The sequence below is a fragment of the Sphaerisporangium sp. NPDC004334 genome, assembly GCF_053602655.1.
The window spans coordinates 269,952-282,841 of sequence record NZ_JBSGDZ010000001.1 but is presented as its reverse complement, the minus strand read 5'-3'; the positions used below and the strand labels follow the sequence as shown (position 1 = coordinate 282,841).

Here is a 12,890-nt window from a genome sequence, read left to right as displayed (position 1 = left end):
GCGTAACGTTGCCGGGATGGTCCTGGGCCGGATTCACACAATAGTCGGCGGGCCGCGATAGATGCATCTTTCGGAGACCTGCCGGATATATTTCGAACGGCGTGAACGACTGAAAGTTCCACTATCTCGACTGAACCGGGACGAGCGTTATGCTGGAGCTCGCGTGTCATTTCCGGTCTGGAGATCGGCGTTGTCCCGCTGGTCGACGGGCGTCCCGAGATCGCCGGGGCCTATCAATCGATAGTGAACCCCGAGTGGCACGTGACGAACCGGCTCTTGGTCACCGCCCGGTCTGACCAACGAGAAGCCGGCGCTCGGCCCTATCTCCTCGAGTACGGTGCCTCTGCCGGGCGCCGCAGGACTTCACGTCGATCGCGGTCGTGTCCGGCTCGCGGCGGGGCCGGTGCTTTCCCGGATGATCAGTTCGGGCCGTATCAGGTGGCGCGGGGGCGGCCGGCCGCCGGCGACGTGCTGGCGTAGGAGCGCGAACGCGTGCCGGCCGACGTCGGTGAAGTTCTGTCGCATGGTGGTGAGCGGGGGACAGAAGTAGGCGGCCTGGGGGATGTCATCGAAGCCGACGACGCTGACGTCCCCGGGCACCCGCCGCCCGCTCTCCCGCAGCGCGCGCAGCAGGCCCATGGCCATCTCATCATTGGCCGTGAGGATCGCAGTGACCTCCGGCCGCCGGGCCAGGCCGCGGCCCAGCTCATACCCGGTTGCGGGGCTCCAGTCGCCGATCAGCGGCTCGGGGATCTGCCGCCCCTCGGCCTGCAGGGTGGCCCGCCAGCCGCCGGCCCGGTCCCGCGCGTCGATCCAGTTCGGCGGCCCCGCCAGGTGCCAGACCGTGTCGTGGCCCAGGCTGAGCAGATGGCGGGTGGCCCGCGCGGCCGCGGTGTGCTGATCGACCGTGACGGTGGGAACCGGGAGCTCCTCACCGCCGCCGACGTTGACCACCGGCAGGTCCGAAGGCAGGTGCCGAAGGCAGGTGCCGAAGGCCCTCGGCCGCCGACGCGTACGGTGCGATGATGATGATCCCGTCGACCGACTGGCGGCGCAGCCGCTCCACGCCCTCCTCGATCGAACTGCGGGTGAGCGCTTTGAGACTGGCGATGTTCACCAGGTAGTCGTGTTCGATCGCGGCGTGTTCGATCGCGCGCAGGATGGACGCCGAGCCGTAATGGGTGGTGTCGAAGCTCAGCACACCCAGCATCCCCGACCGGCCGGTGGCCAGCACGCGGGCCGCGAAGTTGGGCAGGTAGCCGAGCTCCCGTACGGCCGCCAGCACCCGGGCCCGGGTCTCGGACCGCACCTTTTCAGGAGAGTTGAGCACGCGCGAGACCGTCATCACCGACACACCTACCCGGGCGGCCACGTCGCCCAACACCGCCGCACGGGACCGTAAAGCAGGCTCGGGATCGACCGGCGTCACGACGAGGTCCTCATTTTGCGGGTTCCTACGGGACCGGCGCCTATTGCCGGTGAGAGTCTGCCGCCCCGTGGATGCCGTGGCAGGTAGGGCGGCCGAAGCGCCGCCGAGGACGGTGAGCTGGACCGATTTTGGCAGGTTCATGGTTCCCTTTAAGCGGAGGCTGCGCGGTGTGCTGGGGTGGGGAAGGGCGGCGTGCGTCATGGAGGTGTTCGCTCACGCCGGCGCCGGGTCTCCTCGCGCGGTTCTCAGACGTCCTCAGGTGAGCGGGCTACTCGATCCTCTGTGGGACCGGGCGCGGCGGCATCCTTTCTGCGTGATGCGATGCCGCCGCGGGGCCGCCATCTCAGTAGACGAAGGGCCAGCCGGCCGAGTCGTAGCCGATCTTGTTGATGCCGAGGAAGGACGCGCCGTTGTCGGCGTACCAGTGGTAGAACAGGACGTCCCCATCGTTGTCCGACAGGACGGCCTGGTGGCCCGGGCCGTGGACGCCGCCGTGGCCGGCCAGGATTTGAGTGCCTCCGCCGTTGTTCATCGGCACGCCGTTACGGTCCAGGTAGGGGCCGGTGACCGAGGTGGAGCGGCCGACCATGATGCGGTAGGTGCTGGCAGCGCCGCGGCAGCAGAGGTCGAAGGACACCATCTGGTAGTAGTAGCCGCCGTGCCGGTAGATGAAAGGCGCCTCGATCGCCCCGCCGCCGCGGCCGGCGGTGCTGAGGATGGAGTTGTCGGCCCGCCTGCCGGTGGCGGGGTCGAGCCGGATCATCTTGATGCCCGACCAGAAGGAGCCGAAGTCGAGCCACCAGCGGCCCTGCTCGTCGATGATCAGGTTGGGGTCGATGGCGTTGAAGTTATCTGAGCTGCGCGACTCGATCACCAGGCCCTGGTTGGTCCACGTTCCCGATGCTCCGGTGGGGCTGGTGGCCAGGAAGATCGCCGAGGTGTTGCGGCCGAAACCGGAGGCGGCGTAGTACATGTAGTACCGCCCGTTGACGTAGGTGATGTCCGGTGCCCACAGGTTGGCGCTGCCACCGGTGTAGGGGCGCGTCCAGGGAGCTCCGCCAGGGAACGCCGACCCGGCGTTTCGCCAGGTGACGCGGTCGGTGGAGGTCTTCAAGGCGATGTTGTCGCCGGTGTGGGCCAGCAGGTAGGTGCCGTCCGGCCTCTTGGTCACCTCGGGGTCGTGCACCCCGGTGTCACCAGCCACACGCCCGGGATTGGGATAGGAACCCGGCGGGGTCGTCGGCCCGGTGGAGGAAGGCGTGGGCGTGGGGCTGGGCGAGTTCGGCGGGCTAGGGCTCGCGCTCGGTGACCCGGGAGTGCCGGTGCACGCCACGCCGTTCAGGGAGAAGGAGGCCGGGTTCGGATTGGCACCGTTCCACGAGCCGTTGAACCCGAACGACGTGCTCCCTCCTGAGGGGATCGCGGCGTTGTGCCCCGCGTCGACGGCGGTCACGTTGCCGCCGGCCTGGGTCACGGTGGCGTTCCACGCCTGGGTCACCTGCTGACCGGCCCCGAACGACCAGGTCAGCCGCCAGCCATTGACCGCGTCGCCCAGGTTCTGGATCGTCACGCTGGCGCCGAAGCCGCCCTGCCGCTGGTTGGTGACGGTGTAGTCGACGCGGCAGGAAACCGCGGCCACGGCGGCGCGGCCTGCGGCGGCCAAGGGGTGCAGGAGTGCCAGCAACGCGATGAGGATCGTCGTGACGGTGATGATGGCCCGGTGGCGGCACGGGTGTGGCGGGGAGGTGGCGAGGACGTTCACGGACACTCCGTTCTGTGAGGGCTGACGTGCCGGTGTGTGGCATGAGCCTGGGCACAGACGTGTGTGGGTTGGGTCGCCCGGGCTCTGGTCGCAATTGAAGAGGCATTCGCCGAAGGGGTCGCACGATGGCATGGTCGCCGGTCATCGGCGGGTGGCCGGCGACTGTGGTGAACGTCATGCGTTTCGTTGAAAGGCGCAGGGATACCCTTGGGCCGACTTGACCGCCGGTCTCCGCATGCACATGTTGTTATCGCTAACAACTTATTCTGGCGTGTGTCGCTGTCGGCCTCCAGGGATGGGGGTGGTGCGAAGGCCATCACTATGAGCCCAGCGCGGACAGCGCGTCAAGATTGCGTGTTACCGATGGCTGGAAGGCCGGGAAGGCGCCCACTGCCCTGAGCAGCCGTTTCTGCGGTCAACCGGGTGCGGGGAGAATAGGAGTCCTTAGTTGCGCGTCAGGGGCGGTGGCGGCGGCCGGCGGGAAAGTTTCGATACTGAGCCGCAATTTTTTATGCTGAAGAGCGGTCCGCCCGACCGACTGGTCACCTGCGGTGCCGATCGGCAACGAAAGGTGGTCCGGACGACCTCGGGCTGGATCCGCACAATAGCGAGCGGGGGGCGACCGGTGGAACCTTTCGAAATTTCCCAGATACATTTTCGATAGGCGTGACAGCTGAAACTTTCAGCAAATCCCGATCGCGATCTCCGGAACACCTGTCATCGCACCGCCATCACCTGCCAATGGCGGACGGTCGTTGACACCCCGCTATGCAAGCCGATGCCTGGTGCTCGACGCAGTCGCCCAAGCCCTGCGCTGGAACCGGGACGAACGCACCTACCTGTTCGAGCTGGCCCACGCCGCCCGGCCCGCCCGCCGCGCGACCTCGCGCCGCAAAGACGTCCAGGTCCCGCTGCGGGTCCAGTGGCTGCTGGACTCATTACGATGTCGGCGGCGTTCGTACGCAACGGCCGCCAGGACATCGTCACCTACAATGCACTGGCCCATGCCCTGCTCGCGCCGGTCTTCGACAGCCTTGCCGCCCAGCACGGCCGCGCCAACATCGCCCGCTACGTCCTCCTCGACCCCGGCTCCCAGCAACTGGGACGAGGGCGCCGTCGTCAGCGCCGCTCTGCTGCGCGCCGAAGGCCGGATGCGAGCCCCACGACCGGGCCCTGCGCGACCTCGTCGGTGAGCTGTCCGCTCAGCACCGAGTTCTAGAGCCAGTAGGCCGTCCACGACGTGCGTATCCGCCACAACGGCAGCGAGCGGCTGCGGCATCCGCAGGTCGGCATGTGATGGTCAGCCAAATGCGGCGGATCTTCGGCGGATACTACGAAGACCTTTGAGGTCGTCAAAGCGCAGCACTGTGCCAGTTGGCCAGCTTGGATCAGCGGATGAACGCCAGCGTGACCAGCAGACCGGCGACCGGCCAGCACACCATGCCCGTACTGATATCGGAGACGGCCAACGGCCACGCGGCGGAAAGCACACCCGCGGCGAGCATCGCGGCACGCTGACCACTGACCCTGAAGATGAAGGCGACCTTCTCCTCCTGCCAGCCGAAATACGTCCGCGAGACCGGTGCACCGCTGCCGTTACCAGTGGACATGCCTCACCTCCCCTCAGGTTCCCGGATGTCGCCGGCAGAGTCCGGCTGCGGCTGCCGTGCCGGAGGGGCCTCCGCGGCGGCAAACTGATCCGGCAGAGCAGGCGCGACCTCGTCGGGCGGAGTCTGGCTTGCCGGTACTTCAGCGGACGATTCCGCTGCGGACGGCTGCTGCGCGGAGGGCTCGACGGACGATGAGTTCGCAACGACCCACCCCTCCCCCGCCACGCTCGGGTCAGGTACGGGAGCGGGGGCGCCGCCGGGGCTGCCGTTGCCGGGGTCGGAGGTCCCGCTGCCGTAGGGATGCCGATAGCGGCCGCGGCCGGCGTAGGGCGGTACTCCTGCCGCATAGGAGGCGGGTCTCCCACCCATTCCCGCATGTGCCGCCATCTGGTCCATGCCACCGCTGAGGCTGTTGATCGCCTTCTGAGCTGCCTGGACAGCAGACACGGCCAGCGCTGCGGGACCGGCCGCGGCAGCCGTACCCGCACCTGCGCCCGCTGACGCGCCATCGCCGGACCGCGCGAACGACGCCATCGTGCGGGCCTCGGACGCCTGGCTGAACTCGCCGGGTTCGACGCCGGTCGGTGCACCACTCTCCACAGCCGAGCTGGCCCTACCGGCGGCGAACCCCAGAAGAGCGCCCAGTCCCGTACTGCCACCGACCTCGACGCTGGCGAAGGAGAAGAACCGGGCGATGGCCGGCCAAGCGAAAACCGCCAGGATCAGCACGAGCATCCCGGCCAGCAGAGTCTGGATGTCCTTGCCTTTGCCGGTCATCCCGAATCCCAGGGCGAAGACCAGCGCGATCACCGGCTTGAGGATGATCAGTTGCCCGGTCGCCACCGCGAACCTGGTCCACCAGGACCTGGTGGCCTCCGACACCAGACCGGCCGCCGCGATCGGCGAGGTCGCCACCAAGACCGCGACGGCCGCGTTACGCAGCAGCAACTCGAACCACAGCACGAGCGTCAGCAGGATTCCGACGACGGCAAGGAGCAGAACGAGGGCGCCCGCTGCGGTTCCCGTGGTATCCAACTGGACCAGATGGGCGATTCTGGCGGTCAGGGCCTCGGTGTTGCCGAAGCTTCCCACGATGATGACGTTGGTCAGCTCGTCTGCGGCTTTGAGGGATGTCTCTGCGACGATCACTGTCAGCAGGAAGGCCAGCACTGCCTTGCCCACACCGATCAACCCTTGCACCAGAGCCGACCCGTCATATGTGATCGCTGTTCTGACGACTTGGCCCAGCAAGAGCAACACAGCGATCACTCCGGCGAGCCTGATAGAGATCAGATAGACGCCGCGGACGCCTGGAGAGAGCAGGTCGACCGGAGGGATCGCGACGAACGCTTCGCCGAAGCTCTCCAGCAGGGCGTTCGCCGCCAACACGAAGCTCTGGACGACCGCGGTGAAGGCGCTGTTGCCGAGGCTGGCGACGCCCCCGCCGATGAGGTCGCCGGCACAGCCGACCACATCTGGTAACCGGCAGTCCATGGAACCTCCTCTGTGACGATCGATACAGAAAGCGAGTTACTGCGAGGCCAGTGGCAGCCAGCCCATGGCAGCCACCTGCTCCGACCCGGGCGTGGCCTGAAGGCCTGAGTAGTCCGCTGCGAGCGTCGGTGCGGGGACCTTCCAGTCGCCGACGGTCCACTTCATCTGCAAGGGAAAGACCCCGATGCGGTTCTGAGGCTCCTGACCCGGCGTCGTCGTTTGGAGATAGCCGAGCAGCAGTACCGTCACCGAGTCAGTCCTGATCTGCTGTATCTGGTAAGCCACCGGCGTGAGCAGCACGGAAGCTCCGTCCGGAGCCGGTCCACTGGTAGGCAGCCCCAGTCGCTTGCGCGTGTTGATCGGGCCCTGGGACAGCTCGGCAACGGCGGTTTCCCATCCCGGATCGGCGATGACGGTGGCGATCTGCACCGCGCGCGCCGTGTCGAGGGTGGCGGCCATCTGGCCCCAGTACTGCACTGCGGCGGAGATCGCACCGAGCATCGTGTGCGGGTAACCCACCGAGACGTCGTGCACCATCCGCTTCCCCGTCAGGAGTCGCAAGGGCGACGGGTGCCCGCCGAAATCGACCGGCTTGCCGTTCTGGTCGATGCCGGCAACCGAGCCAGGCTCGGCACCGGCTGCGGGCACCCGATGGTCCGGGGGGTCACTTGGCGTCAGAGCCGTTTGTACGACCAGACCGACGACCACGAAGGTGACCAAGCCCACTACGACCACCCGCACGTAGAAGAAAACGGGACAGCGACGCCGCAAGAAGGTGTTGCTCATGAACTCTTCCGCGTCACGCTAGGAAGCTGCACCGAAGACCGTGTTGACCATGGGAATCGCGATCGCCGTGACGACCACACCCCCCAAGCTCCACACCAGGGCGCGCTTGCCCTTGTCGGCATGGTCAGGCCGGTTGGATAGAGCGCCGACGGCCATCAAGCCACCGGAGACCACGGCCGCGACCGCGCACGCGATCAGGGCTCCCCATTTGGCGTAGGCCAGCAGAAGCGTGACGCCGTTGCTGCCGGCGGTCGGATCTTGGGGGGCGGGATTGTCGATGTCCGCCGCCAGAGTCTGGACAGCGGTATGGACGCCGTCATACAGGGACAACAAAAAGGACATATCGGGCTCCTTGGGCGGACAGGGCCCGCTCGCCCGTCGGTACGCGTACGGGAGCGGCTCGATCGCAACGGAAGGGGCATCTGACCTGCGATGCTTGCTGAGCAAACACCTGGAACGGTTATAAGGTGCTTGACGAGCTTCTGTCAACCATGGCAAACATCTGATAGGAGCAGATGGACGGTTTGCCCCGCTGCAGCAAACACTGCATGATGGGTCGGATACCGATCTTGCGATGGTGAGCTGACGGAGGCTACGGCGACATGACCGACAGCGAACCCGGCATGCTCGCCCAGCGCCTCGACCATCTGTTCCGAACGGTCCACCCGAAGGGGCGCAAACCCTACACCCTGCGCGAGGCGGCCAAAGAGATCAACGACGAGGCGGGCAGGCGGGTCATCTCCGCCGCCTACCTGTCCCAGTTGCGCACGGGCGAGAAGACCAACCCTAGCCACGAGCGGCTGGCGGCCATCGCCCGCTTCTTCGGCGTCGACGTGACCTACTTCACCGACGACGAGGTGGCCGAGCGCACCGACAACCAGCTCGCAGTGATCAACGCGGTCCGCGACAACGGCGTGCGCCGGCTGGCCCTGCGAGCCTCGGGGCTCTCCCCCGAGACCCTCCAGGCCCTGCTGAGCATGGTCGAGCAAGCCAGGAAGATCGAAGGACTGCCGGACGACGATCCGACTGCCTGATCCCCCATCCGCAACCGCGCACCGTGAAGATCTATTTAACTCGGAAACCTCGCTGGGCACGGCATTTCCGCAGCAAGCAAGCGCTTACCAGGTGCGAACCCCCCTCGATCTCCTTTACTCTCCCATTACTCGGAGAGTGTGGATTGCCCGCAATCGTGCCGTGGAGTCCAATCCCGTCGGCCACCCTCTCCACCGAGCCGGGGGAAGTTCGGGGTGAACGTGCGAAAGAGCTTTCGGGTCCTGTGCGGGGAACGCCTGCGCGAGCTGACGGTTCCACACCCTTTCGAGATCAACACGTTCTGCGCGTCGGTGTCCCTGGCGCGCGGCAAACCCCTGATCCTGACAGCGGCCCCGATGACCCCCACTGCGGACTCCTGCCCCTACGGCCTGTGGGTCGGCTTCGACCACGCCGATCACATCTACTACGAGCAGAACACCAGCCCTCTGCACCAGGCCGCGATCATCCTGCACGAGGTCTCGCACATGCTGCTCGGTCACCCCTCCGACGTGGCCGACCTTGCCGAAATGCTCCCCGACGTCGATCCGGCGAAGGTCCGCCACTGGTTGAGCCGGCACACCGGCCTCATCACCCCCACCGCCCAGGAGCTCCAGGCCGAGCTGTTCTCCACATTGATCTTGGAGCGAGCCACCAGCACCCGTTCCCGTTCTCGCTGGGCTGGCTGACCGTGGCGCACCGGCCCTCGACCGACTCACGGTGTGTCTCGCCGAAGACTCCACCTCATTGATCAACGTCATCCTTCGCGCCCAACGGGACTACCGGAGCCTCAACGCCCTGCGCCCACTGTGGCGACACCTCACCGGCGCCGTCCCCCAGGTCATCCTCTTCATCCCGCCCAGCCGACTCACCGATCTGGCCTGGTTGGCCGACCTCCGCGTCCGCCTACTGCGCCGCATCATCGAGATACACGACGCCCGACTGGCGCTGCGCGGCTATGTCACCGACGAGGACTACCAGTGGATCCGCGACACACTGACCGATCGAGGCCTTTCGGGAGAACGGCTCGACGCGGCCATCGCAGCCGTCTGGCTCACCGCCGCGGTCACCGCCAAGCATCACGGCATGGCCTTTGCGACTCCGACCGCGAGACCAGCTCATGGGGGCGGCGACTTGCCAAGCGAGGTCCGATGGCTTCGCCTCATCGAACACACACGCCGGTCCCGGACAGCCGAGATCGTCCTGCACGAGCTCAACGACCGGATAGCGAAACGGCGGGGATGAGCGCTCAAGAAGCACACGCGACAGCTTCCGGCCCCGTTCGTAGCCGCGACCTTGCCAGAGCAGTCAGAGCAGCCGCCACACCACCAGGCTGAAGCCGTCCGACCGACCGCAACCCCAAGCCGGCAAACATAACCTCCGCAGTCAGACGTTTGTTGTTCGCCATGGTTGACGTCACGTCGGGGACATCGGTACCGTTCCTTCCACCTGTTTGCCATGGCAAACAGCGCCAGCTCGCCTGGCTCGACTCCCGGAATGCGCAAGGGACTTCCATATGCCCGCCATCCCTTCTGTTCCGTGTGCCCGGATCCGCTCGTGAGCGGCAGGGTCATCATCGCCGCGGTCGTGTTCGTCAGCGCACCGCTCACGCTGGTTCTAGGCATCGCACTCGGCTCGGCCTCCGGCACAGCAACGAACTCGCCACTCTTTGGCGTTGAGCTCTCATGTCAGGACACCATCCGCTCCCCTACGGAGATGCCGACCAGCGGAATGCTCGACACCTCCCGCACGCCGGGCCCTCTCATCACAGAGACGCCCACCTGTCCCCCACCGATCCCATCCGGGGATCTCGGCAGAGCGATCTTGGCGCACGCGCAGAGGTGGGTCGGGATGGCCTACCAGTACGGCGGTGGCGACCAGGACGGCCCGACGGTGGGGACGAACTCCAACGGCAGCGGCGAGCCGGGCTTCGACTGCTCCGGCCTGACCGTCTGGGCGGTGTACCAAGCGACCAACGGCAAGGTGCTCCTTCCCCGCACCGCCGCCACGCAGTTCCACGACCGCCGATGGCAACACGTGCCCTACGACCAACTCCAGGTCGGCGACCTGGTCTTCTGGCCAGGAAGCTCAGGAACCCGCGACGCACCATCACACGTGGGCATCTACGCCGGCGAGCAGCGCTTCTTCAACGCGCCGTTCACCGGAGCCAAGCTCCGCTTCGACTCCATGGCCCCAGGCACCAACCGCTACCAGACCTTCATCGCAGGCGCGCGCATCAGCAGCTAAGATATACCCACGTATACGTATCCTCGTTGATCAATACCACGGTCTACGCCGAGCGCACCCGGCGCCGCGTCACCGACCGCACACCCGAGGGAGTGGGACCACCGATGAGCGCCACGCCTTCTGACCCCGGCCCTCTGGCCCGTCGTCTGGAGCACCTGTTCCAGACGGTCCACCCCAAGGGCGGCAAGCTCTACACCAACGTCGAGGTCGCTGACGCGATCAACGCCGCCGCCGGCGAGAAGGTCATCTCACAGGCCTACGTATGGCAGCTGCGCAAGGGGATCAAGGACAACCCCACCAAACGCCACCTCGCCGCCCTCGCAGCCTTTTTCGGCGTCTCGGTCCTGTACTTCTTCGACGACGAAGAGGATAATTCCACCGCCCCCGCCACCAAAGTGGACCTGGCACTGAGGGACGACGCCGTCAAAGAGGTCGCCCTGCGCGCCGCCGGCTTGTCCGACGAGACCTTGAAAACCATCCAAGACATGATCGACCGCGCCCGAACACTCGAAGGCCTCCCCGCCGTAGAACAATGAAGTCACGCAAACCGCCTTGTGGGGGCACCACCTGGCGGACCAGCTCGATCGCCCGGCGAGTGGCCTGCAACTCGGTCTCCAACTCGGCGATACGCCGCTTGGCCACGACCAGCTCGACTTTCTCCGTGCTGGTCAACCCCGGCTCCGAGCCGCGGTCGTTGCGATCCTGCCGCCGCCTGGTGTAAATCGTCTGAGTGCTGATGTCCACGTCGCGGGCCAGGTCGGTGACCTGACGTCCAGCCGCGACGTTCCGTCCCGCCGTCTCACGGAAGCGCCAGGCGCGCCGTGGCGCGCCTGGCGGAAACGGGCTCAGCAAGTCACAGCGCTTGGCATCGCCGCCGGGTCGTGGACGGCGGGTGCCGGGTCGCGCGGAGCGATCGTCACCTCAGGTTCGGCACCTCGTCGCGGGTAACGACGTAGCCGCTGTTGTAGACCGTCCTGAGGAAGTTGGTGTCCTGGCCGGTGATCCAGTTGCTGTTCCAGGTGTTGAACAGCACCCAGCGGGTGCCGGTGGACTGGAGCTGGGCCGGGTCGGGGATGGCGCCGTTCTCGTGCAGGGCGATCGGGATGGTGGAGCCCACGATGTTCCTGGTGGTGTTGAACATCGACGTCAGCGGCCCGTGGTCGTTCACGTAGGTGTCCGCGCCGCCCACGTCGACGTACGCCCTGCCGGGGTAGAACGAGGCGTCCGGGGAGCCGTTGTACGGCATGAGCCATACCAGGTTGTGCACGCCCTTGGTCTTGGTGAAATAGTCGAACTGGAACTTGTACAGGCGCTGGTACTGCGCGCCGCCTTCCTTGCTCCACCAGAACCACGTACCGCCGGCTTCGTGGTACGGCGCCCACAGCACGGCGACCTTCTGGGACTGCAGTTGGAGCAGCGCGGCGGCGGCCTCGTTGAGCTCACCGATGTAGGAGTTGTACTCGGCTGTGCCGGGAGTCAGGGTTCTCGTGATGGACGCCGTGCCGCCGTAGTTGCACCGACTGGTCGCGGGGGCGCCCACATGCCACCGGAACAGCGGGATGCCTCCGGCGTTCCACCAGGCGGCGGCCCGGTTGATGGAGTTCGGACGGTCGCACATGTCCATCCCGCGGATCGCCGGGACCTTGCCCGTGTTGTTGTAGATGAAGTTGAACTCGTTCTCGCTGCCGTTCGTCTCCTGCTGTCCCGAGATGATGTGGTTGCCGTACTGGCTGTACAGGTAGCAGAGCAGTCCGCGGGCCTGGGCGGTGGCCTGGGGGTCGACGGGCGAGGCGTTGCAGGTCGGGCCGCCGGTCGGGGTGGGCGTGGGGTTCGGGTTACCGCCCCCCTGCGTCCATCGCTGGTTGGCCTGACCGTTGCAGTTCCACAGGTTCACGGCGGTGCCGTTCGCCGTGCCTTGGTTGTCGACGTCGAGGCACAGCCCGGACTGGACGCCGGTGACGCTGCCGTCGGAATTGAGGCGCCACTTCTGGTTGGCGCCGCCGTTGCAGTCCCAGATCTCCACCTTGGTGCCCGGGCTGGTCTGGCCGTTGTAGGCGTCCACGCAACGGGCGCCGTTGAAGACGCGCAGCTCACCCGCGGAGGTGAACTCGAACGCCTGGTTGGCCTGCCCGTTGCAGTCCCAGATCTGCAGGAGGGCGCCGTTGCTGTTGCTGTTGCCGGTGACGTCCAGGCAGCGGTTCGAGCCGACGCCGACCAGAGGCGCCGGCGCCGCCATGGCCGGAGACGTCAGGACGGCGAGCACTGCGGCGACCAGGGCCGCCACGAGTGAAACGGTGACGGCCAGGCGTGACGCACGCCGCCGTCTGGCGGGATCGACAGGTGGGGGGGTCATGAGACTCCTCGGTGAAGAGCTGGACTCGCGGTGATCACGGCGATGCCTGGATTGTGACGTTACAATTCTCCCCGCAGCAATTGCCCGGCCATCGGCCAAGGGAGTCGCCTTCCAGAACCTTCAGCTCAGCCGCTTGATGAGAAGGAACCGCAAGCCAGGTATGGGTGAAAATTTCACCTG

Annotated in this window: 14 protein-coding genes; 6 read left to right on the top strand and 8 right to left on the bottom strand. The window is 66.6% G+C overall.

Annotated features, from left to right (window positions below; all coding sequences use genetic code 11):
* Positions 1 to 363: 363 nt before the first annotated feature.
* The 3 genes from ACWEN6_RS01205 to ACWEN6_RS01195 form a co-directional block, all read right to left on the bottom strand.
* Positions 364 to 954 carry a substrate-binding domain-containing protein gene (locus tag ACWEN6_RS01205; protein ID WP_452568368.1) on the bottom strand — a complete coding sequence of 197 codons (591 nt, stop codon included), beginning with the start codon at positions 952 to 954 and terminating at the stop codon, positions 364 to 366.
* Positions 932 to 1,429 (bottom strand): LacI family DNA-binding transcriptional regulator, encoded by a 498-nt coding sequence (locus ACWEN6_RS01200; protein WP_452568367.1) that lies wholly within the window; start codon positions 1,427 to 1,429, stop codon positions 932 to 934. Before ACWEN6_RS01200 ends, ACWEN6_RS01205 begins: the two co-directional genes overlap by 23 nt.
* A gap of 343 nt (positions 1,430 to 1,772) precedes the next feature.
* The gene (locus tag ACWEN6_RS01195) at positions 1,773 to 3,191 is read right to left on the bottom strand and encodes a family 43 glycosylhydrolase (RefSeq protein ID WP_452568366.1); all 1,419 of its coding nucleotides are present in this window, start codon (positions 3,189 to 3,191) and stop codon (positions 1,773 to 1,775) included.
* Between the two features lie 943 nt (positions 3,192 to 4,134).
* Between ACWEN6_RS01195 and ACWEN6_RS01190 the strand changes: the two genes are divergently transcribed.
* Positions 4,135 to 4,410, top strand: coding sequence for an MmyB family transcriptional regulator (locus ACWEN6_RS01190; protein WP_452568365.1), 276 nt, complete (start codon positions 4,135 to 4,137; stop codon positions 4,408 to 4,410).
* A gap of 169 nt (positions 4,411 to 4,579) precedes the next feature.
* On the opposite strand, the gene ACWEN6_RS01185 is transcribed toward ACWEN6_RS01190, so the two are convergent.
* Genes ACWEN6_RS01185 through ACWEN6_RS01170 form a run of 4 tightly spaced genes read right to left on the bottom strand, consistent with a single transcriptional unit; the run spans position 4,580 to position 7,423 of the window.
* Positions 4,580 to 4,801, bottom strand: coding sequence for a hypothetical protein (locus ACWEN6_RS01185; RefSeq protein ID WP_452568364.1), 222 nt, complete (start codon positions 4,799 to 4,801; stop codon positions 4,580 to 4,582).
* 3 nt (positions 4,802 to 4,804) lie between these two features.
* Positions 4,805 to 6,295: a hypothetical protein gene (locus tag ACWEN6_RS01180; RefSeq protein ID WP_452568363.1), complete on the bottom strand. Its 1,491-nt coding sequence runs from the start codon at positions 6,293 to 6,295 to the stop codon at positions 4,805 to 4,807.
* 36 nt (positions 6,296 to 6,331) lie between these two features.
* A complete protein-coding gene (locus ACWEN6_RS01175) occupies positions 6,332 to 7,081 on the bottom strand; it encodes a hypothetical protein (protein ID WP_452568362.1) in 750 nt (249 codons plus the stop codon).
* An 18-nt stretch (positions 7,082 to 7,099) separates the two neighbouring features.
* Positions 7,100 to 7,423 carry a hypothetical protein gene (locus tag ACWEN6_RS01170; RefSeq protein ID WP_452568361.1) on the bottom strand — a complete coding sequence of 108 codons (324 nt, stop codon included), beginning with the start codon at positions 7,421 to 7,423 and terminating at the stop codon, positions 7,100 to 7,102.
* Positions 7,424 to 7,683: 260 nt separating this feature from the next.
* On the opposite strand from ACWEN6_RS01170, the gene ACWEN6_RS01165 reads away from it, so the two are divergent.
* From ACWEN6_RS01165 to ACWEN6_RS01145, 5 genes are all read left to right on the top strand, one after another.
* Positions 7,684 to 8,115 carry a helix-turn-helix domain-containing protein gene (locus ACWEN6_RS01165; RefSeq protein ID WP_452568360.1) on the top strand — a complete coding sequence of 144 codons (432 nt, stop codon included), beginning with the start codon at positions 7,684 to 7,686 and terminating at the stop codon, positions 8,113 to 8,115.
* Positions 8,116 to 8,328: 213 nt separating this feature from the next.
* Positions 8,329 to 8,799 carry a hypothetical protein gene (locus tag ACWEN6_RS01160; protein WP_452568359.1) on the top strand — a complete coding sequence of 157 codons (471 nt, stop codon included), beginning with the start codon at positions 8,329 to 8,331 and terminating at the stop codon, positions 8,797 to 8,799.
* Positions 8,800 to 8,857: 58 nt separating this feature from the next.
* Positions 8,858 to 9,355 carry a DUF6545 domain-containing protein gene (locus ACWEN6_RS01155; RefSeq protein ID WP_452568358.1) on the top strand — a complete coding sequence of 166 codons (498 nt, stop codon included), beginning with the start codon at positions 8,858 to 8,860 and terminating at the stop codon, positions 9,353 to 9,355.
* A 606-nt stretch (positions 9,356 to 9,961) separates the two neighbouring features.
* Positions 9,962 to 10,357: a C40 family peptidase gene (locus ACWEN6_RS01150; protein ID WP_452568357.1), complete on the top strand. Its 396-nt coding sequence runs from the start codon at positions 9,962 to 9,964 to the stop codon at positions 10,355 to 10,357.
* A 26-nt stretch (positions 10,358 to 10,383) separates the two neighbouring features.
* Entirely contained in the window at positions 10,384 to 10,893 is a 510-nt protein-coding gene (locus ACWEN6_RS01145) for a helix-turn-helix domain-containing protein (protein WP_452568356.1), read from the top strand.
* Between the two features lie 380 nt (positions 10,894 to 11,273).
* Here ACWEN6_RS01145 and ACWEN6_RS01140 read toward each other — a convergent pair whose 3' ends face one another.
* The gene (locus tag ACWEN6_RS01140) at positions 11,274 to 12,641 is read right to left on the bottom strand and encodes a glycosyl hydrolase (RefSeq protein WP_452568355.1); all 1,368 of its coding nucleotides are present in this window, start codon (positions 12,639 to 12,641) and stop codon (positions 11,274 to 11,276) included.
* Positions 12,642 to 12,890: the final 249 nt, after the last annotated feature.